The 24,699-nt window shown below is 42.5% G+C and carries 16 protein-coding genes; 7 read left to right on the top strand and 9 right to left on the bottom strand.

The genetic code is table 11. The annotated features are described in order from the left end of the window. Position 1 precedes the first annotated feature (1 nt). The 7 genes from LDO37_RS09235 to LDO37_RS09265 form a co-directional block, all read right to left on the bottom strand. Positions 2–4,843, bottom strand: coding sequence for an NAD-glutamate dehydrogenase (locus LDO37_RS09235; RefSeq protein WP_126607681.1), 4,842 nt, complete (start codon positions 4,841–4,843; stop codon positions 2–4). Between the two features lie 199 nt (positions 4,844–5,042). Next, entirely contained in the window at positions 5,043–5,261 is a 219-nt protein-coding gene (locus tag LDO37_RS09240; protein WP_101113876.1) for a DUF2835 domain-containing protein, read from the bottom strand. A 58-nt stretch (positions 5,262–5,319) separates the two neighbouring features. After that, positions 5,320–7,926, bottom strand: a complete 2,607-nt coding sequence (pepN, locus tag LDO37_RS09245) for an aminopeptidase N (RefSeq protein ID WP_126607680.1) — start codon at positions 7,924–7,926, stop codon at positions 5,320–5,322. 293 nt (positions 7,927–8,219) lie between these two features. Further along, complete coding sequence (locus LDO37_RS09250; protein WP_126607679.1) at positions 8,220–8,882, bottom strand: hypothetical protein; 663 nt, start codon at positions 8,880–8,882, stop codon at positions 8,220–8,222. Positions 8,883–9,000: 118 nt separating this feature from the next. Then, positions 9,001–11,004, bottom strand: coding sequence for a carboxy terminal-processing peptidase (prc, locus tag LDO37_RS09255; protein WP_126609642.1), 2,004 nt, complete (start codon positions 11,002–11,004; stop codon positions 9,001–9,003). A 17-nt stretch (positions 11,005–11,021) separates the two neighbouring features. Further along, positions 11,022–11,651, bottom strand: coding sequence for an RNA chaperone ProQ (gene proQ / locus LDO37_RS09260; protein WP_126609641.1), 630 nt, complete (start codon positions 11,649–11,651; stop codon positions 11,022–11,024). A gap of 101 nt (positions 11,652–11,752) precedes the next feature. Further along, entirely contained in the window at positions 11,753–12,226 is a 474-nt protein-coding gene (locus LDO37_RS09265; protein WP_126609640.1) for a GAF domain-containing protein, read from the bottom strand. Positions 12,227–12,300: 74 nt separating this feature from the next. On the opposite strand from LDO37_RS09265, the gene LDO37_RS09270 reads away from it, so the two are divergent. From LDO37_RS09270 to rsmF, 4 genes are all read left to right on the top strand, one after another. After that, on the top strand, positions 12,301–14,091 hold the full coding sequence (locus tag LDO37_RS09270) for an ABC transporter ATP-binding protein (RefSeq protein WP_126609639.1): 1,791 nt from the start codon (positions 12,301–12,303) through the stop codon (positions 14,089–14,091). Positions 14,092–14,137: 46 nt separating this feature from the next. Beyond that, a complete protein-coding gene (locus LDO37_RS09275; RefSeq protein ID WP_126609638.1) occupies positions 14,138–15,379 on the top strand; it encodes a paraquat-inducible protein A in 1,242 nt (413 codons plus the stop codon). After that, positions 15,372–18,011 (top strand): MlaD family protein, encoded by a 2,640-nt coding sequence (locus tag LDO37_RS09280; RefSeq protein WP_126609637.1) that lies wholly within the window; start codon positions 15,372–15,374, stop codon positions 18,009–18,011. The genes LDO37_RS09275 and LDO37_RS09280 overlap by 8 nt, the downstream gene beginning before the upstream one ends. Before the next feature lie 97 nt (positions 18,012–18,108). Continuing rightward, complete coding sequence (gene rsmF, locus LDO37_RS09285; protein ID WP_126609636.1) at positions 18,109–19,539, top strand: 16S rRNA (cytosine(1407)-C(5))-methyltransferase RsmF; 1,431 nt, start codon at positions 18,109–18,111, stop codon at positions 19,537–19,539. A gap of 238 nt (positions 19,540–19,777) precedes the next feature. Here rsmF and LDO37_RS09290 read toward each other — a convergent pair whose 3' ends face one another. Next, a complete protein-coding gene (locus tag LDO37_RS09290; protein WP_101113885.1) occupies positions 19,778–20,611 on the bottom strand; it encodes a CvfB family protein in 834 nt (277 codons plus the stop codon). A gap of 194 nt (positions 20,612–20,805) precedes the next feature. On the opposite strand from LDO37_RS09290, the gene LDO37_RS09295 reads away from it, so the two are divergent. Then, positions 20,806–22,155: a hypothetical protein gene (locus tag LDO37_RS09295; protein WP_101113886.1), complete on the top strand. Its 1,350-nt coding sequence runs from the start codon at positions 20,806–20,808 to the stop codon at positions 22,153–22,155. A gap of 70 nt (positions 22,156–22,225) precedes the next feature. Here LDO37_RS09295 and LDO37_RS09300 read toward each other — a convergent pair whose 3' ends face one another. After that, the gene (locus LDO37_RS09300; RefSeq protein ID WP_126609635.1) at positions 22,226–22,702 is read right to left on the bottom strand and encodes a DUF4442 domain-containing protein; all 477 of its coding nucleotides are present in this window, start codon (positions 22,700–22,702) and stop codon (positions 22,226–22,228) included. Positions 22,703–23,035: 333 nt separating this feature from the next. On the opposite strand from LDO37_RS09300, the gene LDO37_RS09305 reads away from it, so the two are divergent. Together LDO37_RS09305 and LDO37_RS09310 are read left to right on the top strand one after the other, a co-directional pair. Then, complete coding sequence (locus LDO37_RS09305; RefSeq protein ID WP_101113888.1) at positions 23,036–24,097, top strand: 3-deoxy-7-phosphoheptulonate synthase; 1,062 nt, start codon at positions 23,036–23,038, stop codon at positions 24,095–24,097. Positions 24,098–24,102: 5 nt separating this feature from the next. After that, positions 24,103–24,585, top strand: coding sequence for a YajQ family cyclic di-GMP-binding protein (locus tag LDO37_RS09310; protein ID WP_101113889.1), 483 nt, complete (start codon positions 24,103–24,105; stop codon positions 24,583–24,585). Positions 24,586–24,699 lie beyond the last annotated feature (114 nt).

Consider the following 24,699-nt stretch of genomic DNA (forward strand, 5'->3'; position numbering starts at 1 on the left):
TTTACTCATTTGAAGCACAATTCAAATTTAATAACGTTAATTCTCTCAGAGCGACGGAAAATTTAGCAAATTCATGGACTGAACCCACTTTAAACTCGTTAAGGATGTTTTCCCAACGAACCAAAGACGACCCATTATTCTCAATCCACTCGTCCAGAGCTTTATCCACATTAACCTTACCTTCACTGCAGTCACAATGAAGAACTTGCGCAGTCAACAATCTCTGCTGCCAATCAAGATCCTCTCTGAATGACGCTCTAGCAAGGGCTTGCCAGTTGTTTTCAACCGCTTGATTATTGATTTGTTTGAGGAACCAATGCAAAGACAGGCGATCACCTAATGTGAAGTACATCTTAGCCGCTTCTTTGACAGATTTACCTTCATCACGGGCTACTGAGGATATATCCAGTGCAGAGTACAGACTCGACAATCGAGAGACATAGTTTGCTACAGGACGCTCAATACCCTGCTCGATCCAAAGATCGGCAAGATCGTTGTGCTCTTGAACTTCATCTTTAACCAATAAGTTATCAAGATCTTTCATTACCGCTTGAACATCATCGTGGTAAAGAGCCACAAGCTCATTAACTGTTGACTTGTTTGAACGATTCCTTAATAACCAGCGGCTAAGTCGACGTAAAATACGACGAATTGAGTACATAAGATCATACTGAGCGATAGTGGTTGCTGTATTGTCGAAGCTTCTCACTTGCTTCATTATTCCGCCAAGCTCGAAGATTTCGCGGGCAGCAGAGTAAGCATTTGCGATATCAACAACGGTTGCACCCGTTTCCTCTTGCATTCGAGTAACGAAATTACAACCCATCTCGTTAACCATCTGGTTTGCAAGACATGTCGCAATAATTTCTGCTCTTAGGGGATGGGTATCCATTTGTGATAAATAGTTACGGCGTAACTCTGATGGGAAGTAATTGACTAATTGCTGTGCGTGAAACTCATCATTCGAAATTTCATCACTGACCAACTGTTCTTTCAGAACCATTTTACCGTATGCTACCAGTACCGAAAGCTCAGGACGGGTCAGCGCCTGCCCCATTTTTTCACGCTCTAGTAGAGTTTCGTCATCTGGAATGTATTCTAAAGCTCGATCCAAATGTCCTGATCGTTCCATTGTGTGAATAAAGCGGATTTGCTCTTTCACCAAAGAAGAACCTTGCTGTTCACTGACTGAAATGGATTCAGATTGCCAATAGGCATCTTTCAGTACGATTTCGCCAACTTCGTCTTCCATCTTATCTAGGATAAGGTTTCTTTGTTTTACAGTAAGGTCGCCGTTAGCGACTAAGCTGTTCAGGAAGATCTTAATGTTGACTTCATTATCTGAACAATCAACACCGCCAACGTTATCAACAAAATCGGTATTCACTCGACCGCCACGCAAAGCGTATTCGATACGACCAAGTTGGGTCATACCCAAGTTACCACCCTCACCGACAACTTTGGCTCTCATGTCTTTACCGTCGATACGCAACGCATCATTTGCACGGTCACCAACATCAGTGTGTGTTTCAGTTGAAGCCTTAACGTAGGTACCGATACCACCATTCCAGAACAAATCGACTTCCATATGCAAGATCGCTTTGATCAAGTCATTGGGAGCCATCGAACTTTTGCGTGTACCCAGCATTTTTTGGATCTCTGGCGTCAAGTCGATCGACTTAGCACGACGGGAGAAAATGCCCCCACCTTTCGAGATCAGCTTCTTGTCATAATCTTCCCAACTTGAGCGTGGCAATTTAAACAAGCGATCACGCTCTTTCCAGCTTTTCGCTGAATCTGGTGTTGGATCAATAAATATGTGTAAATGGTTAAACGCTGCTTGCAATCGAATATGCTTAGAAAGAAGCATACCGTTACCAAATACATCGCCCGCCATATCTCCAACAGCAATACAGGTAAAGTCTGTGGTTTGACAGTTTACCCCCATTTCACGGAAGTGACGTTTTACCGATTCCCAACCACCTTTCGCAGTAATACCCATTGCTTTGTGGTCGTAACCATTAGAACCACCAGAAGCAAATGCGTCACCAAGCCAGAAGTTGTACTCATCAGCAACTGAGTTTGCAAGATCCGAGAATGTCGCTGTGCCTTTATCCGCCGCAACGACTAAATACGCATCGTCTTCGTCATGTCGAACTACGTTCTCAGGATGGGAAACATTGCCTTCAACAATATTGTCGGATACATCGAGCAATGCGCGAATGAATTGTTTGTAACAACGCTGACCTTCCGCAAAGATCTCGTCACGCGTGGTCAAATTTGGTTGACGCTTACAAACAAAGCCGCCTTTCGCACCAACTGGAACAATTACGGTGTTCTTGACCTGCTGTGCTTTCACCAAGCCCAAAATTTCTGTACGGAAATCTTCTTGTCGGTCTGACCAACGAAGACCACCACGAGCCACTTTACCACCACGTAAATGGACACCCTCTATGTCAGGGGCATAAACGAAAATCTCAAACGCGGGTACAGGCTGAGGAATTTCTGGAATATCGGTGGGTTTTAGCTTCAACGCTAACCAAGGTTTCGGCTGGCCATCTTGAGCAAGCTGGTAATAGTTCGTACGGAGCGTAGCAAGAATCATATCCGTGTAGCGACGAATGATACGATCATCATCGAGGCTTTCAACTTCATCCAGTTGCTCATTGATCTTGTTGATCAGCTCTGTTTGATTCTTTTTGGCACCTTTAAATTTAGGATCAAAACGTTTCCCAAATAAATCAACTAGCCCTTTGGCAATATCAGGGTGATGCGACAGCGTTTCTTCAATGTAACTTTGACTGAATGGGAACCCGACTTGACGCATGTATCTCGCATAGCTTCGAAGTATCGTGATTTCACGCCCCGATAGACCTGCGCCAAGAACCAATCTGTTGAACCCGTCACTCTCCAGCTTACCTGACCAAATATCGGCGAAAGCTTGTTGGAAACGATCTCGCGCTTCACGTAAGTCAACTGATACGCTCGCACTCAATAACATTGAGAAATCAAGAATCCAATACGTTACTCCATTGGATTTTCGAACTTCGTACGGCGCTTCACCGATAACACGCAGTCCCAAGTTTTCCAACATAGGGAGTACATCAGAAAGATGAATTGGTTGCTCACGATGGTACAGTTTTAAGTGTACGGCTTTGGAATCATGGCTCTCTTCTTGAGGGCGATAGAAAAGCATACCCAGATCTTCAGCATCTTTAAGTGCTTCTAATCGTTCTATGTCCGCAACTGCAGAACCTGGCAACATCGCCTCTTTGTATGAACGAGGGAAAGCACGAAGGTATTCTTTTGATAAAGGCAAACCCGTACTTTCACCGTTGTTAGCAATGATCGCTTCTTGTAGTCGGTCATCCCAAGACGAAGATACTTCCATAAGGTTTTGCTCTATTTCTTTAACATCGACATCAATGTTGTTGTTTTTCACATGGACAATGTAGTGAGTTCTCGCCAATGGACTTTCCGAGAAGAACGTTGTGAATTCTACTTCTTGATCAGAGTTGAGGTAATCCCCAAGTATGCGCTGAGTTTGACGACGCAGCTGGGTGTTGTAACGCTCTTTGGTTACATAAACCATGCAACTGAAGAAACGACCAAACGGGTCTTTACGAATGAACAATCGAAGCATGTCTCGGTCTTGCATTTGAACAACACCAGAACCGACTTGAAGTAGCTCTTGCTCTGTCGCTTGAAGCAACTCATCACGAGGGAAGTTTTCTAAAATATTGTGTAGTGCTTTGAAAGAGTATGCCCCTTTCATGTAACCACTAGACTCAAGGATTCGATTCGCTTTATCGCGAATTAGCGGAATACTCGATACGCTCTGGTTATAAACAGCCGAAGTGTAAAGACCGGTGAAACGGTGTTCTCCAATTACTTTGCCGTTCTTACCAATTTTCTTAATACCGATATAGTCGGTATAAGCTGGGCGGTGAATATGTGAAGCAGTATTGCCTTTAGTCACAATCAACAAGTAAGGTTTTTTGGCTTCCAAGCGTGCAGAATCTGCAAGGTCAGAAAGTTTTACACTACGTACGCGACTATCTACTGAAAGAATACCTAAACCGGTCTCTTCCGTCGGACGAAGCTCGTGATCCCCTTCTACGGCAACTAAGTCGTACTCTTTGTAGCCCATGAAGGTAAAATTGTGATTGCCTAACCACTTAAGGAACGCAATGGTTTCATCAACACGCTCTTTTTCTACAGGAAGAGATACGCGTTGATCTTCAATTTCTTTAATCACTTGTTTTAGCTTGGCTGCCATTGGCTTCCAATCAGAAACAACCAACCCCGTATCCGTCAAAATGGATACAAGTTCGCTTTTCAAATCAGACATTTTGGTTTTGTCTGCCAACATGTCGACTTCTATATGGAAAAGCGACAGGTCATCGCCGGATTTTTCGTTTACGCCTGTGATTTTATTATTTTTGTCGCGAGCGATTCGCGTCGGACCGTGGAGCATTAAGTGGCTAGAAAGATCTAGACGCGCAAGCGCCATCTTTACCGAGTCCACAAGGAATGGGCTATCAGGTACCACGATTTCGACGATCGTGTGGGTAGACTTCCATCCATGTCGGCTTACCGTAGGGTTAAATACTCTTACCGAAATTTCTTTAGGTTGCTTCTCGCTGATGTGATGCCACAAGCTGACAACAGCACCATAGAGATCTGACTCATTTCTCTGTACTAGGTCTTCCTGACCAATCGTACTAAAGAGGTGCTTAGCAAGTTTTGTTACTAAAGGTTGGTGGGCAAGCTCGAGTTTGTCTTGAATCAGTTTGTACACTTTTTCAAGAAGAACCGGCACAACGTTTTCTCGCGCGGCCATATTAACGCTCCAATCTTAGAATTTTTTGTAGGGTGTTGCTTAATGCAACTTGGTAATGCCTTAGCCTGACTAGAACAACAGGCTATCTATATTGTAAAAGCAATATTGATAAAAGGTTAAATGAATTGCGGGTAGGATTATGAAAAAAGTTTGAATCTGTGATTAAGGTACCTATTTAAACATCTGAAAACTCACAGATTCACAGAACTTCCAACTTTAGAAGTTTATTATTCTGGTCAGTTGTTAGCCTAAAGCGCCCTTTTACACCAATTTGACTAAGAAAGGGTCTGAAACGAGATGCAGGTAATTGAATTTTTAAACCTTGGTCAGTGAAGACAATTACTGAACTTGCCGCTCCTGAGTAGTGGCTGAGAAATTCTTGATAGGTGATATTAAGAGAGAAGTAATATTGATTCATGGATAACAAAAGTGGCAGTAAAAACTGCCACTTATATTCATTCGCTAGTCAGTCTTACTTAAGATTCTAACGCTTTTGTTACTTTTTCATAGAGATCTTTGGCCAGATTGTCGAGATTGGACAGTTTTTCCAACTCTTTACGCATCATCGCTTGACGATCTTCATCGTAATTTCTGTATTTAAGAAGAGGATCTATTAGGCGCGAAGCAACTTGCGGGTTGCTTTCATTCATTTGGATCAAAATCTCACCGGCAAATTCATAACCACTGCCATCTTTATTGTGGAAGTTAACTGGGTTTCCACCAAAGAAAGTGCCAATTAAGTTACGAGTACGGTTTGGATTCTTAAGATCAAATGCAGCGTGAGACATCGTTGCACGAATGGTATCGAGCACATTACTCGCTGGGTTAGTGCCTTGAAGTGCAAACCACTTATCCATAACTAAACCATCATGGCTCCACTTGTCGCTAAAGCTTGCCATCAACTCTGAACGACACGGTAGTTGTGCTGCATTTGCTGCAGTCAGTGCCGCCATAGTATCAGTCATGTTGTTCGCTTCTCGATACACAACTTTTACAATATCATCGCCTAGGTCAGTCAATGCCAAATAAGACAAGCACACATTTCTTAGAGATCGTTTACCAATGGCATCGTGCTCTACAACGTACTCAGCTTGCTTGTTACTGTGGAACGTAGCGCTTAATTCATCCACTAGCCCAAAAGCAAATGCTTTACGGATCGACTCTCTTACAAATCGGATAGCATCTACATCTGCTGGCTTAAACCAACCCGCTATTTCCACTTCACTTGGAATTTTTAAAGCTTCGGCAATAAATGCTGGTTCTAAGCTAGCATCAAGCAACACGCCTCTGAATGCATCAATCACATCTTCAGGAAGCTCGAAACTTTCTCCATTTTGCTGACGTGTAATGTTTAACTTAATGTATTTGGCAAGAAGCAATTGCCCTGCATCCCACCGCGCAAAATCATTTCTAGCGTTAACCATCAAAAACTTCAAATCTTCATCTGAATATTCATAGTTCAATTTAACGGGCGCCGAAAACTCACGCAGCATTGAAATGACTGGACGTTCAGTTACATTTTCGAAAACAAAGGTTTGCTCATCTTGAGTGAAATCAAGAACATTGTTGACTTCTTTAGAGTTACAGCGTAACTCAATAACACTTCCGTCCTGCGCATATAACTCAATATCAAACGGAATGTGCAATGCCTGCTTTTCTGATTGCTCCAATGTTGGTGCAGTTTGCTGTTTCAATGTTAGCGAGAACGTATTTTCGGCTTGATTGAATTCAGTGGTTGCTTCAACCGTTGGTGTACCAGACTGGCTGTACCACAAACGGAAATGCTTCAAGTCGACACCAGAAGCGTCTTCCATTGCAGAGACAAAGTCTTCACAAGTTGCTGCCGTACCGTCATGGCGTTCAAAATAAAGCTTCACACCTTGTTGGAATTTTTCTTCACCAAGAAGTGTGTGCATCATTCGAATAACTTCACTCCCCTTTTCGTATACCGTTAAGGTGTAGAAGTTATTCATTTCTATCACTTTTTCCGGACGAATAGGGTGAGACATTGGGCTCGCATCTTCAGCAAATTGCGGACCACGGATAATTCTCACGTTGTTAATTCGATTCACGGCACGAGAACCTAGATCCGATGAGAACTCTTGATCGCGGAAAACCGTTAGGCCCTCTTTCAAGCTAAGTTGGAACCAATCACGACAAGTAACTCGGTTACCCGTCCAGTTGTGGAAGTATTCGTGTCCGATAACCGCTTCGATACCTAAGTAATCATCATCAGTTGCAGTTTCATTGTTTGCTAGCACGTATTTTGAGTTGAATACGTTAAGCCCTTTGTTTTCCATCGCACCCATATTGAAGAAATCAACGGCAACAATCATGTAAATGTCGAGGTCATATTCAAGACCAAATCTTTCTTCGTCCCACTTCATTGAATTAATCAATGACGTCATCGCGAATGGTGCGCGGTCTAGGTTTCCTCTATCGACATAAATTTCTAGATCGACCTCACGACCTGAGACCGTTACGTATTTGTCTCGAAGAACATCAAAATCACCAGCAACGATGGCAAACAGGTAAGCTGGCTTCGGGTGTGGGTCATTCCATTTAGCCCAATGTCTGCCGTTTTCGAGCTTTCCTTCATCAACACGGTTACCGTTACTTAGAAGGAATGTATTCTTAGATTCTTCCGCGATAACAGTCGTTGTAAAAATCGCCAACACATCTGGGCGATCCATGTAGTAGGTAATTCGGCGGAAACCTTCTGCTTCACATTGGGTGCAAAATCCATCTCCCGATTTGTACAGTCCTTCCAAAGCCGTGTTAGTTGAAGGGTTAACCTCTGTTTTAATGGTCAACTCAAAATCTTTAGTCAGACCATTAATTTCAAGACCACCTTCCACTTCTTGGTAGTCAGTCCAATCTTCTCCATCAACTTTTACAGAAAGCAAAGTTAACTCATCACCATCAAGAAACAGCTTTGTATTCTCTTTTAGTTTTTTCACTGTCGATACAGCCGTTATAACACTCGCTGTGTCGTGCAAATCGAAAGTCAGGTCTACGTGAGTGATAGTAAAGTCAGGAGACTGATAGTCTTTACGATATTTTGCTTGAGGGCTTTGAGCCATATTGAAATTTCCTTTTATATATCTGCCAGTTGCGTTTACCTAATATAGCCATTTGCTTACGAGCGGAAAATGAGATTTTCTGCTGAATATGAGAAATGAGCTAGCAGGGAAAGATTTCAGATTATTTGACTGAAAATATAGCGCACAATAGCTTGTACTTCGTCAAAAGTATCATACGGCAATGTGAATTGGTGGTATAACAAAAAATAATGAGTCTCAAAAAATGAGACCGGAACAGCGTACGATGCTATTCCGGTTTAGTTCTCTGATGTTCGGGTCTGTCGACTTAATCGCTACTCTACACGATTAAGTACCGCGTACATATCAGATGTCTGGCTATCAAGAGTGAGCTGATTATCGATCAAAGTGTAACGTGAATCCTGCTCTCCATCACTGTACATAAGCACAAGATGATCCCCTTCTATAATGTAGATGCCTTCATGCGTTGCTTCGTTGCCGTTGCCGGAAACGACTCGAAAAGAAAACACAAAGTCGGCTTGAAGTACTAAATCCATCTGGCTGACATCGCTTGCCAGTATATCGTCGCCAGCCAGTGACTCACTGGTCCAACTGCCGACTAAAGCTGTAGGTAAGGCTTTTTGAAAGATCACACCGTTCAAATTGAGCTGGTTGTGATTATTGTTATAGTAATAAACCTGAGGTGTTTCCGTATCCATTCCAAGCACTAATGTTGTCTCATCAGCTTCATAGTTTCCTTGCCAATAATCCACGGAATGATCTTTCTTTTGAATTTCGATAGTGAACACATAGTCAGACTCTAATGTGAGCCTTATCGCGAGGAAGTCTTCAGAAGTGCTATCCGGATCCGGATTAAACAGGTACCAGTCCCCTAGTAGGAACGGGTGGTTAAATTGCGTTAACTCAGCTTTTTGCTTAACCTCGGCATGGGTCGAACCAAACAAAAAACAGGTAAAAATTAGTAGGAATAATCTCATCACTTCCACCTCGCTTTTCTTTAAGCTTAGGAGTGAATTGACTATACACCCAATATTTTAGATCTATATCACATTAATTTTTGTCATTAAAAAAGCGAGCACTAGGCTCGCTTTTATTTTAAGAGGTTGATTTTTTTACAATATCAACCGTTATTGCAACGGCTTCATCTAGATAAGCATCGGGGGCTTCGTAGTCCTTTGGAACATCTTCCAAAGTTTTGAAAACAGGTTCTCCCAGAGCTTTTTGACGTTGATTGATACGACTCAATCGCTTGTCTTCAGACTTATCCTGATCGCTATTACGTACTGATTCTTTCAAAGAAATAGAGTTGTCTTCTTTTTCTGCTGTGTATTCAGCAATATCCTCAATGATAAATGAAAACTCTAAATCTTTAGCGATTCGTTTATCATGAAGGGAGGACAAGTCCGTAATGAGCTTAGATTTGTCATCCAGTTCGCTGTATTCCGCTTTTTTAATTTGATCCCAAGGTAGCGCGTTATCTTCAACACTCTCACCTGTCTCGTCTGGGTCAATAGCAGTCGGGAATGGAATATCTGGAACTACACCTTTGTTTTGAGTACTTCCACCATTGATTCGATAGAACTTTTGAATCGTATATTGCACGTATCCAAGTTCTTTTTCGAACAAATCGTATATGTGGTTCAAACTTCTGTGTTGCTGAACCGTACCCTTACCGAACGAGTTTTCACCTAAGATAACTGCACGACCATAATCTTGGAGTGCTGCGGCAAAAATTTCTGAGGCTGATGCGCTGTAGCGGTTTACCAAAACAGTCACTGGACCTTCATAACTGATCTGGTTGCCTGTGTCGCTATTTTGCTCGATTCGACCATAGCTGTCACGAACCTGAACAATTGGACCGCTCTTGATGAACAACCCTGAAAGCGCTGTCGCTTCTGTTAAAGCACCACCACCGTTGTTACGAAGATCGACAACAATTCCATCAACTTCTTTCTCTTTCAATTCTGCGATAAGTTTATCGGTATCTTTCGAAAGACCAACATAGAAACTTGGGACTTCAAGTACACCAATTTTCTTTCCATCTTTCTCATGAATCTCAGACTTAACTGCTCGGTCTTCCAAGCGAATCTTATCTCGCACAATCGTTACGTCGTAACTTTTTGCACCTTTCGCTTCTGGAAGAATGTGCAACCTAACTTTAGTACCTTTAGGACCCTTGATAAGCTGAACAACGTCGTCTAATCGCCATCCGATCACATCAACCATGTCATCTTTATCTTGAGCAACACCAATAATTCGGTCGCCTTCAGACAATTGCTTACTATTCGACGCTGGACCACCAGCAACCAAAGAGCGGATCACGGTATAGTCTTCTGTCATTTGCAGAACTGCACCTATCCCTTCTAGAGACAAGTTCATTTCAGACTGAAACTGTTCCGCATTTCTCGGGGAAAGATAACTGGTGTGTGGATCCACTTCTCGAGCAAAAGCATTCATGTAAAGCTGGAAAACATCTTCACTTTTGGTCTGAGAAATACGTTTCATTGCGTTGTTATAACGCTTTTCAAGCATTTCCTTAATTTCAGGCCAATCTTTGCCAGTGAGTTTTAGGTTTAGAGCGTCATATTTAACTCGCTTACGCCATAACTCGTTCACTTCGCTTTGGGTTTGAGGCCATTCTGCATCAGAACGGTCAACCATCATTGACTCATCTACGTCGAATTTTATTTCTTCGTCTAACAAGGTCAGAGCATAAGAAAAGCGCTCGAAGCGTTTTTCATTTGCGAGGTTATAGAGTTTGAAGGCAATTTTGTTGCTGCCAGACTTCAGCTGATCATCAAGCTGAACTGACCATTCAACAAACGAATTGATATCACTCTGGGTGAAGATATTCTTGTTGTAGTCCAGCATTTCCACATAACGATTAAACATCGCTTGGGAGAATTCATCATTGAGATTGAAGTGCTTATAATGCGAACGAGTCAATCGGGAAGTCACTCGTTTGCTCGCTGTGGTATGTTGAACTTCAGGAGCTAGAAGTGGCAAGTCGGCTTTGGAAAGTTTGGCTTCGAGAGCCTGAGCTGATGCTGCCAGCATCAAGCTGGCAGCGATCACAGTCAATTTAGAACGACATTTCATGCGTAGGAGTTTCTCCTTTAAGCGCGTAAGTGCTCCGCTTTTACGACCATTTGCAGACCGTTATTAAGCTGCACCCGCACATCATCCTTGTTAATTTCTACAATTGTAGCAGCCATATTCCCTTTACCCATGTTTACGTTCACTGCATTACCAATGATCATATCATCGTCATTTAGCGGACGCGTAGGCACTGCTGCTTTATTGTTCTGAGGTTTTTGTGCTTTAGGTTTCGATTTACGAGCTTGAGGCTTATTCGCCTTAGCTTTTGCTTTACCTTCTTCACGTGCTTTTTCAGCTTTTTCTTTGCGACGAGCCTGAACTCGTGCCTTGCTTTCCGCTAGTGCAGTTTTGGCATGCTCTATGTGCTCTTCTTCAAGTGCACCCGCTTCATTACCATCTAAATCCACACGAATTGCGCCAGGTTTTGCGCCATGCAGGTAACGCCAAGAAGACGTATATTGTCTTAATGCAGCACGTAACTGAGTTTTACTTACTTTTGGATCATCACTCAGACGATCTGCCAAATCTTGAAAGATACCAATTTTTAATGGCTTAGCTTCACCTTCTAAAGTAAAGCACTTAGGGAAACATTCAGCAATATATGCAATGACTTCTTTGCTGTTTTTTAACTTTTCAGTGTTTTCCATGAGGATTCCTGGTTGTTGCGGCCTTTACCCGCAAAGCGTTCATATAAATATTTTCGCTATTATAGTGACATGCTTAGGAAAAACCACAACCAAGTTGTAAATTAATCGTTGTTCGCGTGGGAATTGAGCAGCTTTTCAACTTCCTTCATCAGGAAGGTCAAACCATTCTCATCATTTTGGTCAAATCGACCGATTTCAGGGCTATCAATATCAAGTACCCCTGCAATCTCTCCGTTTATACGAAACGGAATGACAATTTCTGAGTTACTCTCAGCATCACAAGCAATGTGCCCTTCGAAATCATGTACGTTTTCGATTCGTTGAACAGTATCGGTTGCCACTGCTGTTCCACACACCCCGCGCCCCACTGGAATCCTGATACAAGCGGGCTTACCTTGAAAAGGACCGAGAACTAACTCATTATCTTTCATTAAGTAAAAACCTACCCAATTCAGCTTATTCAGCTCCATATTCAAAAGCGCACTTAGGTTAGATAAGTTAGCAATTAAATCCGGCTCATCTCCAATGATTGCTTGTGCTTGTTTCGTTAATGTCTGGTACTGCTTTTCAATCATTTTCTTCTTTTTCCGAGAGATGTACGTACAATGCCACATCAACAAGAAAACTTGGCATTTGTAAAAAATTCGTTATGAGTGAACACACTATTAGCCGTTCGTGGTTATTAACACAAGCAAAAAAACACAAAAAGCGCTTAATGGTCGCTAACTTAATCGCGATAGGCGCAACTTTAATCAGTGTACCCATTCCATTACTTATGCCATTAATGGTTGATGAAGTGCTGATGAACCAACCCGCAAGTGGTCTGGATGCCATGAATCAGCTATTACCTTCAGCCTGGCAGACCCCCATTGGATATATTGGGCTAACACTTGTACTGGTTATTCTCATGCGCTGTATGTCACAGGCACTTAATATCCTTCAGAGCCGACAATTCACTCTAGTGTCCAAAACCATTACCTGCAAAATGCGTGAAATCATGATCGACAAGTTAGGTCGAATCAGTATTGCTCAGTATGAAACATGTGGTAGTGGTGGTATCAATGCACACCTTATTACTGACATAGAGACTATTGACCAATTTATTGGTTCCACTCTAAGTAAGTTTGTAGTGAGCTTGCTTACGGTTATTGGTACAGCGGGAATATTGCTTTGGTTAGATTGGCGTTTAGGGTTGTTTATTTTATTAGTCAATCCGATCGTTATTTATTTTTCAAGAAAGCTTGGCAGCAAAGTTAAACACCTTAAAAAACGTGAAAACCAATCCTTTGAAAAATTCCAAAATAGACTTATCGAAACATTGGACGGCATCTATCAGTTACGAGCAGCTAATAAAGAAAGTGTGTTTCTTAAACAACTTAAAGAACAAGCAAATGACATCCGCGTAGATGCAGACAAATACGCATGGCAATCAGAAGCTGCCGGTCGTGTCTCCTTTTTACTCTTTCTGCTTGGGTTTGAGCTCTTTAGAGCTGTTGCTATGCTGATGGTACTATTCAGTGACCTTACCATTGGGCAGATCTTCGCGGTATTTGGTTACCTGTGGTTCATGCTCACCCCCGTACAAGAATTGTTAGGCATTCAATTTTCTTGGTACAGCGCAAAAGCGGCACTCAAGCGAATTAATTCTTTACTTAACTTAGAAGAAGAGGCGAGAACAGGCGGAAAAGTTGATCCGTTTGCCTTAAATGAAAGTGTTGATGTCGGCATTCAAAACGTCACGTTTTCATATAATGATGAAAAAACCGTGCTCAGTAACCTTTCATTGCATATCCCTAATGGCAAAAAAGTGGCACTTGTTGGTGCAAGTGGTGGCGGAAAGTCGACCCTAATACAACTTCTCATTGGTGTTTATGGGGCAAAATCGGGACAAATCACCTTTAATGGGCATACAACTGAAGACATTGGCTTCGAGCTAATACGTAAACATATTGCTGTTGTATTACAACAACCTATACTTTTTAATGACAGCTTAAGGCATAATCTCACGTTAGGAACGGAATATAGCGATGCCCAGCTTTGGAAAGCGCTCGAAGTAGCTCAACTGCAAGATGTTACTGAGCAGCTTACCGAGGGGCTAGACACGCAAATAGGTAGACAAGGTGTTCGGTTGTCTGGTGGACAAAGGCAGCGTTTGGCCATCGCACGAATGGTACTAAGCAACCCGAAATTTGTTATCTTGGACGAAGCAACATCGGCACTCGATACTGCAACGGAGTCGGCTCTACATACAGCGCTGAATCAATTTCTTGCCGGTCGAACAACCTTAATTGTCGCGCACAGACTTTCTGCCGTAAAACAGGCCGATCTGATCTATGTTTTAGAAGATGGGCAAGTCACACAAGCGGGGACACATGTTGAACTGGTTCAACAAGATGGGCTTTATCAAACACTTTATGGTAGCGTTCAAACTGGATCGTGACATTGTCACCTTTATACCCAGTAGAATGCGATTCGTTGGTGATTGAATGACGACTGAACACAGCCAAAGTGTGAGCCAAGTTCGTCTTTGTCAACACTGCGAATTGCCTGTTGATAAGCTCACTATCCCCAAAGGTCAAAGTGCGCACTGCCCTCGCTGCAATACTCAGCTTTATCGGGGCGGCGAACGGTCAATCAATGGCGATCTGGCTTTAGCAGTCGCCTGCCTCCTACTTTTTATTCCGTCGCATTTTTTTCCATTTATCAGTATTCGCCTCTTCGGAGTAATGATTCCAGCCACATTAACGGATGGAACCTTTACGTTAATGCAAGAAGGGTTTATTGGCTTAGGGTTACTGGTTTTATTCTGCGCATCCATTGCTCCGTTTATTGTTTGTATGTCGGTGGTGATGGCACACCTTTCACTCAAAATGCGTTGGCTAAAACCACTGCAGTATTCGTTACTGAACATTCAACACCTTAAGCATTGGATGATGCTAGACGTGTTCTTAATCAGCATCGGCATCTCCTGTTTTAAGTTACAAGACTACGCTGACATTTTTGTAGGATGGGGGCTATTAGGGCTGATTCTCCTTCAGCTTTTTTCACTCATGCTCATTTCACGAGTTAGCGTTAGGCGCTACTGGGAAACATGGGAGCCTGAAACAAGCTTCAACTATTCCATAAAAGAAATTCATTGCCACAGCTGTCATTTATCACAACCCGATTCCATTCGCTGCGATCGCTGCGACAACCCGTTACACCATAGGCGACCATTCTCAATTCAAAAAACGTGGGCGTATCTGATCGCTGCTTCCATCGCTATTGTGCCAGCGAATGTCATCCCGATCTCTATATTGCTGACTAACGGAAAGCGATTGGAAGACACCATTTTCTCTGGCGTGGCATCATTAGTAAAAACGGGTATGCCTGGCATCGCACTCATTATTTTTGTGGCATCGATTATAGTGCCTGCCATTAAAATTCTTGGGCTCAGTTACATACTGCTGAGTATCCAGTTCAAACAAAAAATGTATAAGAGACAACGAATGAATATCTACTTCGCTGTCAAGTGGATTGGAAAGTGGTCGATGATGGATTTATTCGTTATTTCGATCATGATGACTTTGGTCGATAGGGGCCAAATTCTCGATTTTACACCAGGATACGGAGCCGTTGCGTTTGCAATCGTCGTGATACTCACGATGCTGGCAACGGAGAGCTTGGATCCTAGGCTAATTTGGGACAATGAAGATGTCCCTGAACGGAAAGCGACTGTAAATGAGTAATTTAGACAATAATCAAAATGCCCATTCACCGAGAGTTAAACGAGACATCGGTATCTCTCCTCTTTGGCTCTTACCCATTATTACAATCTGCTTGGCTGGGTGGCTTGTCGTAAAGGCAGTCAATGAAGCTGGGCAAAGAATTCAAATTTACTTTTCTGACGCACAAGGCTTAATTGCGGGTAGAACAACGATTCGTTATCAAGGTTTGGAAGTGGGTATGGTACGCGATATCAAACTATCTCCGGAACTAGACAACATCTTTGTAGAAGCCGATATATACCCAGAAGCCACTAAGCTATTAAGCGGGCAGACTCGTTTTTGGCTCATCAAGCCCACAGCAAGTCTTTCTGGTATCTCAGGGTTAGATGCCCTTGTTTCTGGTAACTACATTGCGATACACCCTGGAACCGGCGACATTGAAGATGATGATTTCGAACCAGTCTTTACCGCTCTTGAAAATAGCCCAACCGACCTTCTCGCAAATCAAGGATTAAACATTGTTTTGCACTCATCGGATTTAGGCGCTATTTCCGTCGGCTCTCAGATTGTCTACAAGAAAATTCCAATTGGGGAAGTATACGGTTATCAGTTAGATGAAGATGGCAACTCCGTCAGTATTCGCGCTTTCATTGAAGACGAATACACTCACCTAGTAACCAGCGAAAGTCGTTTTTGGAATGTCAGTGGAATTGGCGCTAATGTTGGGTTTGGTGGTGTCGATGTCAAGGTGGAAAGCTTAAGTGCAATGCTTGGCGGTGCAATAGCGGTAGACTCCCCCGACGAAGGTCAGCCCGTTATTGAAGGCGCAGAGTTCAAACTCTATCCCGATCTAAAAACCGCTGGGCGCGGGATTCCTATTCAGATTGAGCTGCCTTACGACAATAAAGTTAGTACCAATGGTGCACCGATAGTGTATCGAGGCATCGAGATTGGTCAGATTACCGATGTTCAGCTTTCGCTGGATCGCACGAGAATCATCGCATACGCTTCTATCCAACCTAGCTTTGCCGATACGTTAAAAACGGAAACGCGCTTCTTACTTGAAGAAGCAGAAGTGTCACTCACTGGCGTAGAAAACATCGGCAACCTTGTTACGGGTAATTTCTTAACATTGGTACCAGGTGACGGTGAAAAATCCCGTGAGTTTGTCGCGATAAGAAAATCAGAATTAGCACTTGAAAGCCCAGGTTCCATAGAGATCACGTTCATTTCAGACGATTCATTTGGGTTGGAGTTTGGTACCCACCTACTCTATCGAGGAATTCAAGTCGGTAGTATTACCAAAATTAGCCTTTTGGACGATCAAGTTCAGATGACGGCTCTTATCGACGGTCAATACGCGCACCTGATTAAAAGTAGGAACCGTTTCTTTGTTGATGGAAGCGCTAAAGCAGAACTGACTGATTCTGGTTTGAGTGTTTCCGTCCCACCAGCAAAGCGTTTATTAACGGGCTCGATTAGCTTTACTAGTCAAGGAAGTAAGAAAGCTAGGTCACAATACACATTGTTTGCGAGCCAGTCACTTGCCCAGCTCGCTGAGTTCAATCAGAGCGGCTCTCAAAGCATAACGCTATTCAGCCAAACATTGCCTTCCCTTTCCAAAGGAGCACCGCTTCTTTATCGCAATCTTCAAGTTGGTAAAGTTTCCGATTTCAAGCTTACAAATGGTGGAGTCTTGCTTCACTTAAAGGTCGAAAACCAATACAAACATTTGATGAATAAGAGTACTGTTTTTTGGAATCGCTCAGGTATTGAGGTCAATGCGGACCTGAATGGTATAAATATTACGGCAGCGCCTGTTAAAACCTTGATTCAGGGCGGCATAGCCTTTGATTCACTACCGGGAGTGGAAAACAAACTGAATCAACATTGGAAGTTATACGGCAACTATGAAGATGCGAGAAAATTTGGACGCCTAATTACATTAACCAGCGCGAGCGCAAATGGCGTAGCAAAGGGAATGAAGCTTAAATACCAAGGTGTGCCTGTTGGTGAAGTCACGCTTGTTACGCCGGATTTCAAAAACGAAAAAGTTGAGATCAAAGCTCGAATCTTGCCAGAGTATGTTAAAAACATCGCTCTGAATGGGACACATTTTTGGTTGGTTCAACCCGAACTGGGTTTGAAAGGTGTCAAGAACATCGAAACATTACTCAGTAAGTACATTAATGTAGAGCCATCAGGAAACAAAAGAGCGTTTGCATTTAAATTACACATGCAAAGCGGTCAGTTGCAAGGTAAAGCATTTCAATTACAAAGTGAGCGCAGAAATTCTATTTCAGTAGGAACTCCACTTTTGTATCGTGATATGGAAGTCGGCAGAGTAACTGACGTTGCATTGGGTGCATTTGCTGACAGAATCATTACAACCATCCAAATCGACAATCAGTTTGAACACCTAGTGAGAAAAAACACCGTATTCTGGAATGTATCAGGGGTGGATGTTTCTATCGGGATTACAGGAGCGAAAATAAAAGCCGGAACCGTAGACAGTATCGTTAGAGGCGGCATCGCTTTCGCAACGCCAGAAAGTAGCCCTTTAGAGGGGTTAGCAAAGGAAAAATCAGCGTTTTTCTTATATGAAATTGCCCAGCCAGAATGGCTAGAATGGCGTACTCCAATTCCGAAATAGAAATACTATTAATCTCCAAAATGCAGCTTCAGTTTAAGCTGCATTTTTTTTGATTTGCGATAGAATTGGCAACAAAATTTTCTTCAGAGATACTAATTTGCACTCCAATATCAAACTCCCTGACGCATTCGTCGATCAGATCCAAGAAATTATGCCTTCTCACTTGGACATGGATGAATTCATAGCAGCATGCAAACGCCCGTTGCGTCGAAGTATTCGTGTAAATACTCTGAAAATTACTGTTGAAGCGTTTTTAAACAGAGCTAAGTCTAAAGGATGGACGCTCACACCTGTCCCTTGGTGTGATACGGGGTTTTGGATAGAACGTGACGAATCCGACGCAGTACCACTTGGAAATACGTCGGAGCATATGGCTGGGCTATTTTACATACAAGAAGCGAGCTCCATGATGCCGGTTACCGCATTACTCATCGACAAAGATGTGGACGAATTGAATACGGTTCTCGATGTGGCCTCTGCGCCTGGGTCTAAAACGACTCAAATAGCAGCCGCACTTAAAAACAGAGGCACGCTTGTCGCCAACGAGTTTTCGGCCAGTCGAGTCAAAGTACTCCATTCCAATATTCAACGTTGTGGTGTACGAAATGTTGCGTTGACGAATTTTGACGGTCGTGTTTTTGGTGGGTGGCTACCAGAGAAATTTGATGCGATTCTACTTGATGCACCTTGCTCTGGTGAAGGGGCGGTGCGCAAAGATCCAGACGCAATGAGTAACTGGAGCAAAGAATCTGTATTGGATATTGCCCTTACTCAAAAAGACCTAATAGAGAGCGCTTTTCATGCATTAAAACCCGGTGGTGTGCTGGTTTACTCCACTTGTACCCTTAACTTGGAAGAAAACCAACAAGTCTGTCATCACCTTAAAGATAAATTTGGTGATGCTGTTGATTTTGAACCATTAGGACACTTGTTTGAAAATGCAGATGCAGCCATTACTGAAGAAGGCTTCTTACATGTTTACCCGCAAATTTTTGACAGCGAAGGTTTCTTTGTTGCGAGGCTTCGTAAGCATCATTCGGTGGAAGCACCTCAAGTTAAGAAACGCTTAGGAAAATTCCCGTTCGAAAAAGTCTCGACCAAAATAACCAAAGACATCGAGAAACACTTAGTGGAAACCTTAGGCATATCACTGCCAGAGCAAACGCAGCTTTGGGTAAGAGACAAAGAGGTGTGGCTATTCCCTGTGGCATTAGAATCTTTGATAGGTGAAATTCGTTTTAGTCGAATGGGAGTAAAACTGGCAGAGACGCACAAGAAAGGATATCGCTGGCAACATGAAGCCGTTATGGCACTTTCTACGGGAGAAGAAACTCAGAGTGTGTCTTTAAGTATTGAAGACGCACGTCAGTGGTATATGGGAAGAGACGTAAGACCTGAAAACTTATCTGGCAAAGGTGAAGTTATCGTCAAACTTGATAACGATGTCATAGGAATTGGAAAATGGGTAGGCAATAGAATAAAAAATGGTCTTCCAAGAGAACTAGTTAGAGACGTAAACCTGTTCTAACCACTATATATGGTGGTAATTGAGCCTGCGTGTACTATGATTAAGTAAAAGCAATTAGCGCAGGCTCTTTCTACAAGAGCCATTCCCCTAGCCCAGAACAGGAATCGTTCTGGGCTCTTTTTCGGCAGTAAACCAATAAGCTAAATTTACCCTAAAAGTTTAATATCTAACAAATCATAAAGTTAACAATCAAATAACCCACTATTCCCCTATCTAAAACGCTAAAATCTTGAGCGATTTAGTTAAGTCGAATGCCTTCTTTATCGATCGTAATTTTGCCCAATTTATACAAGCCACCGATCGTTTTCTTAAATGTGCCCTTGCTGGTACGGAAAACGGCAAAAATAGCTTCAGGTGTGGACTTGTCATTTAGAGGCAAAAATCCGCCTTTTTTCTCTAAAACATCAAGGACTTTACTACTCAAATCATCCATCTTGGCTGTACCGACCTTCTGAAGTGACAGATCGATTTTTCCATCTTCTCGAACGGATTTGATATAACCTTTCAAACGTTTACCGATAAACAGCTTACCAAATACATCAGAGCTAAATATCATGCCCCAATGCTCACCGTTAACGATGGCTTTGTAACCTAACTCGCTTCGTTCAGCAATAATCAGGTCAACTTGCTGATTCTTTGTGTAATTTGCAGGCGTGTTATCAAGCCATTTATTAAACTTGGTTGTTCCTACAATACGACCTGATGCTTTATCGGTATAAACAAAAACCAGCACATCTTGACCAACACGAAACCTTGCACGTTGCTCACTAAAAGGAATAAGCAAATCTTTCTTATCAATTCCCCAGCTTGCAAATGCACCAGTACTGTTTACGCCTTCAATTTTCATCAACCCCCACTCACCAACTTGTGCAATAGGTGTTTCAGTTGTCGCACATAATTGATTATCAGAATCAAAATACAGAAAGACATCTACTTTACTGCCTAGGTCTGTACCCTGTGGTACATACTTGTTAGGTAAAAGTACGCTTCCGTAATCGGACGCATCAAGAAATAGTCCAAATTCTGCTTTGCGAACAACTTCTAATGTGTTGGTTTGACCAATTTTAATCATGTTAGGGTGTTACTCATCTTAAATTTGGCAGAGATTATACGTTAACTCTGCTATGATTGCTGTTGTAAATCACTCTTCATTTTCAATACGATGCAAGCCGCACGGGTTGCTTATTGATATCTGACTTTATATTTTATACCAACCTCTTTGAAAACGCTTTCACGCTATAACAATAAAAATGAAAGGATCTTTTAGTGATTACTGTTGAGAAACAAGATGCGCTAACTCTTAAAGTGACACACGTAATGCCCACTTCTAAGAAGCTGGATTTGGATGTGTACCTTTTCGCTCCCGGAGAATTGGGGCTGAGCTCGGATGTGGTGTCAGAAAATGACTTTTACTACGGGGCTCTCAGTGAAAAACGCGCTTATTACAGTGATCAGACCCACCTGCCTTTGGTCCACAGCCGATTAGCAAAACGGGGACAATTGTCGAACAACCAATATCGTGTCAGTTTGAGCTTGTATGCCTACCAATATGTTATCGCGCTAGATAAAGCTGTTGACGAATTAAATCATCAGAGTCGTGACAGCGTAACTGAAGATGAAGTGGATGAAGTTATTAGCCTTGCTCTCGATATCCTTAAGCGCTTACGCCGTTCGATACCCTACGACGAAACTCAAAAACGCTATTACGCCAATATCGACAACTACCTTTCGTGGTACACCGAGCAACACTTTCTCTCTTTAGTTGCACACATGCCAAGGGGCAAAGAGTATGCAGCCATTAAAGAACGTCTGATCACACTATGTGAAAAGGAAGTCGCGCACCGAGAGCTTAACCGATACAACTCTAAAAAAGCCCGTACCGACATTACCCGCATGTCGAACAAAATGCGCTTGCTCAGACGCTTAATTGAATACCCAATTGTACTTAAAAAGAAAAACCGCTCGATGGGTAAAAATGTTATGAGAGCGGTAAAAGGCATCGCTACGGGCATTGTAATGATTTTCGTAACAACCATCGCGATTTTAATGCGCGATCAATTAGGTGAAATTACGGCATCGTTTATCATCATTATGTCGTTTATCTACGCGTTGCGTGAAATCTTCAAAGATGATCTCAGGGATATCCTTTGGCGCTGGATACGCAAAGGCAAGCCTAAATGGCGAGGTCGCTACTACGACCCTAGTACCAACAAAATGGTGGGTCACAAAATTGAATGGATGGATTACACAAGCTATTCGAAGCTGCCCGATCGAGTGCAAAAAATTCGAAAACGTCGCGTTGCTCAGCGAGAAGAAAAAGTTCTGCATTACAGAAGCCAAACAGAAATGACGACAACATTATTTATGAGTGGCTATGAACAAACACGTGAAACGTTAAACATCAGCTTAAGCCAAATCGCTAGGCTAATGGACAAAGGCTCCAGCAAGATCTATCAACTCAACGATGGTCAGGTTAGTAAGGAATCAGTTGAGAAACGCCACTTGTTGAATCTAATCGTTCGAGAAAATAACCATGATGGTGAATCAAATTACTATCGCTGGAAAATTGTTTTAAATCGCTCAAAGATTGTAGATATAGAGCAAATTTCTCTTTAGTGATATGGGCTCAGATCGTTATCGGCGCAAGTTGCTATCAAAACGAACACTGAGCCTTAAAATACCGCCATTAGCTAACCGCTTTTACCGATAGCACTAATTCAAATACAGCCATAGGCTCCTCCGCATGTAAAGTTGGGCAAATGGCTGTAATTGTCACCGCCTTATTTACACGCTGACCCGTTTGAAAGGTTTCATCCAACATTTCATCAATTACATGTCCATCATGACATAAGAAATGCACATCGCCTTCTGGTCGCTTTAGAAATTCCCCTTTCACACCTTTAAATGCTAACGACACTTTACCTCCTCGCTCTTGTGCTTTCCCCATCGCCATAAATCCACCAGCAACGTCAGCCCCTATCGCCAACGCTCCAAAATACATGCTGTTGAGGTGATTTTTTGTTCTTTTCTTGAGCGGAATTCTAACTTCAACGGTTTTCTCATTTAGTACAAGAATTTTAGGCCTGCATAGCCAAATAAGTGGAACCTTAAAGAATCCAAACGTGTTCAAGTAAAAATTTGCTTTTTGTATCGCAGAAAACATTGGCTAGACCTATCGAACAAACTAGTCAGACCAGTTAAAAATACAATAGCCAAATTGTCAATGAATTGTAATGAATGTTAATAGTACGATCGCAAGAAAACTGCTTTATATCTATAAACGTGACACTGTTACGCTTACGATGAGATCTAGTCTTACCAACCATCACGTCAAAATAATCAAACACAATGTCAAGAACGATGTACAGTTGAGGGCGATTTTCAGAGGTATTTAGGATTGAAAGGTAAGTTTTTGTTCATATGAATAAATGCGTGTTTATTCCCTATGTATTTTCCGCTATCTTAACCGTTTTGCAGTATAACTACAGGCGTGCACATGCCCTTAAAGACAGACGAATTAAGAACTCAGCCTCTGGGCCCAATGCCCACTCCTGCAGAGCTGGTTCAAGCTCACCCTCTCACGGATGACGTTGCCGAGCGAATCGAACAGTCTCGTCGACAAATTGAAGCCATTTTAGCAGGTCAGGATAACCGGCTACTGGCAATTGTTGGCCCTTGCTCAGTTCACGATACCGAGGCAGCGCTAGATTACGCGAGACGCCTAAGCGCCATTCAAGATAAGTATAAAGATGAACTATTCATTGTAATGCGCACCTATTTTGAAAAACCTCGTACAGTTGTAGGTTGGAAGGGGTTGATAACCGATCCAAACCTAGATGGCTCTTATGCATTAGAAACGGGTTTAAATAAAGCAAGAAAGTTGCTGCTAGACATTAACAAGCTAGGCTTGGCTACAGCAACAGAATTTCTTGACATGATTACGGGTCAATACATCGCTGACCTTATTACATGGGGTGCCATTGGCGCTCGCACCACAGAATCACAAATTCACCGCGAAATGGCTTCTGCACTTTCTTGCCCTGTCGGATTTAAAAACGGCACAAACGGAAACGTTAAGATTGCAATTGATGCCATTCGCGCATCCAAAGCTTCTCATTATTTTTACTCTCCAGACAAAAATGGTCGAATGACGGTGTATCGCACTTCCGGTAACCCTTACGGGCACGTTATTCTTAGAGGTGGAGACAAAGGACCGAATTTCGACTCCGATTCCGTCGCTGATGCGTGCGCGCAACTTAGCAGTTTCGATTTACCGCAAAAACTTGTTGTCGATTTTAGCCACGCTAACTGCCAAAAGCAGCATCGTAAACAGCTGGAGGTGGCTGAAGACATTTGTCAGCAAATTCGTTCTGGTTCTGATGCCGTTGCTGGAATTATGGCTGAGAGCTTCATTCTTGAAGGTAACCAGCCAATGAACGACATAACTTCACTTACCTATGGTCAGTCGATCACCGACCCATGCTTAAGCTGGGAGCATACAGTCGAGATGCTAGATATGCTCGCTGAAGCCATAAAAACACGATCAGACAAAGGATAATTCTTATGCCTTCTTTTGACATTATTTCTGAAGTCGACACAGTTGAACTTCGTAACGCTGTCGATAATGCCAATCGCGAGCTTTCTACTCGCTTCGATTTTCGAGGTGTTGAAGCCAACTTTGAATTTAAAGATGAAACCGTAAAGCTTCATGCTGAAGCCGAATTTCAGTTGAAACAAATGAGGGATATCCTGCGTGGTAATCTGACTAAGCGTGGTGTGGATGTCAATTCCATGGACTCCCAAAAAGCGGATGCCTCAGGAAAAAGCTGGAACCAGGTCGTCCTGTTCAAGCAAGGTATTGATAAGGAAATGGCTAAGAAAGTTGTGAAAACAATTAAGGATGCCAAGCTCAAAGTTCAAGCCGCAGTGCAAGGCGAAAAAGTACGCGTTACTGGTAAAAAACGAGACGACTTACAATCTGTCATAGCTTTACTAAAGCAGTCAGAATTGGGTCAACCTTTTCAGTATGAGAACTTCCGCGATTAATCCTCATTAACCTATCGAGGTGTATTTCGTAATTTCGATAGGTTAGCTAGGGTTTGATTGCTTTAAAAGATGCATATTATAAAAGGCTTCAATTACGAAGCCTTTTTTGTTTAC

This window comes from Vibrio penaeicida, assembly GCF_019977755.1.
Classification (GTDB): Bacteria; Pseudomonadota; Gammaproteobacteria; order Enterobacterales; family Vibrionaceae; genus Vibrio; species Vibrio penaeicida.

Bases quoted from the DNA above. Each gene is read 5' to 3' on its own strand.
- LDO37_RS09235 (WP_126607681.1), bottom strand. From the start codon at position 4,843: ATGGCCGCGCGAGAAAACGTTGTGCCGGTTCTTCTTGAAAAAGTGTAC.
- LDO37_RS09240 (WP_101113876.1), bottom strand. From the start codon at position 5,261: ATGAATCAATATTACTTCTCTCTTAATATCACCTATCAAGAATTTCTC.
- pepN (WP_126607680.1), bottom strand. From the start codon at position 7,926: ATGGCTCAAAGCCCTCAAGCAAAATATCGTAAAGACTATCAGTCTCCT.
- LDO37_RS09250 (WP_126607679.1), bottom strand. From the start codon at position 8,882: ATGAGATTATTCCTACTAATTTTTACCTGTTTTTTGTTTGGTTCGACC.
- prc (WP_126609642.1), bottom strand. From the start codon at position 11,004: ATGAAATGTCGTTCTAAATTGACTGTGATCGCTGCCAGCTTGATGCTG.
- proQ (WP_126609641.1), bottom strand. From the start codon at position 11,651: ATGGAAAACACTGAAAAGTTAAAAAACAGCAAAGAAGTCATTGCATAT.
- LDO37_RS09265 (WP_126609640.1), bottom strand. From the start codon at position 12,226: ATGATTGAAAAGCAGTACCAGACATTAACGAAACAAGCACAAGCAATC.
- LDO37_RS09270 (WP_126609639.1), top strand. From the start codon at position 12,301: ATGAGTGAACACACTATTAGCCGTTCGTGGTTATTAACACAAGCAAAA.
- LDO37_RS09275 (WP_126609638.1), top strand. From the start codon at position 14,138: ATGACGACTGAACACAGCCAAAGTGTGAGCCAAGTTCGTCTTTGTCAA.
- LDO37_RS09280 (WP_126609637.1), top strand. From the start codon at position 15,372: ATGAGTAATTTAGACAATAATCAAAATGCCCATTCACCGAGAGTTAAA.
- LDO37_RS09290 (WP_101113885.1), bottom strand. From the start codon at position 20,611: ATGATTAAAATTGGTCAAACCAACACATTAGAAGTTGTTCGCAAAGCA.
- LDO37_RS09300 (WP_126609635.1), bottom strand. From the start codon at position 22,702: ATGTTTTCTGCGATACAAAAAGCAAATTTTTACTTGAACACGTTTGGA.
- LDO37_RS09305 (WP_101113888.1), top strand. From the start codon at position 23,036: ATGCCCTTAAAGACAGACGAATTAAGAACTCAGCCTCTGGGCCCAATG.
- LDO37_RS09310 (WP_101113889.1), top strand. From the start codon at position 24,103: ATGCCTTCTTTTGACATTATTTCTGAAGTCGACACAGTTGAACTTCGT.